Origin of the sequence: Methylobacterium sp. WL7 (assembly GCF_008040085.1) — a bacterium.
GTDB classification, from domain to species: Bacteria; Pseudomonadota; Alphaproteobacteria; order Rhizobiales; family Beijerinckiaceae; genus Methylobacterium; species Methylobacterium mesophilicum.
Genome location: NZ_VRVG01000388.1, coordinates 1 through 372, shown reverse-complemented (window position 1 = coordinate 372; position 372 = coordinate 1). Strand labels below are relative to the sequence as shown.

The following is a 372-nucleotide window of genomic DNA, read 5'->3' as shown; positions in this document are numbered from 1 at the left end:
AACAAGAGCGCCCCGTCCTGGCAGGACTACATTGAGGCTCTTAAGATCGAGGGGTGTCGCTACAGGCCGGCAAGCCTGAGCAAAGCCTTGGAGGAACGAGATCGTCTGGCCGGCAAGCCGCGCGATCCCGCTAAAGAGGTGAAGTGATGCCGAAGGGATCATTGCGATACCTTCGGCCACTCAGCGGCCCACAGAAGCTGCGTTGCCGTAATCGGGCAGGCGGGCTTCTCGATATTCAAGCGATCCGCGATCGCCTGAACCTTGCGTATGCCCCAGAGCGCGGAGGTGTGGTCGCGACGACCGACACGATGCCCGATCTGCGGCAGGCTCAGCCCAGTGTAGTTCTTGCCGAGCCAGTAGAGGATCTGCCGA

1 protein-coding gene is annotated in these 372 nt (G+C 61.3%); it reads right to left on the bottom strand.

The window, feature by feature from the left end:
• Positions 1 to 158: 158 nt before the first annotated feature.
• On the bottom strand, positions 159 to 372 hold a 214-nt coding region (locus FV233_RS29920), incomplete at its 5' end, for a helix-turn-helix domain-containing protein (RefSeq protein WP_147899681.1).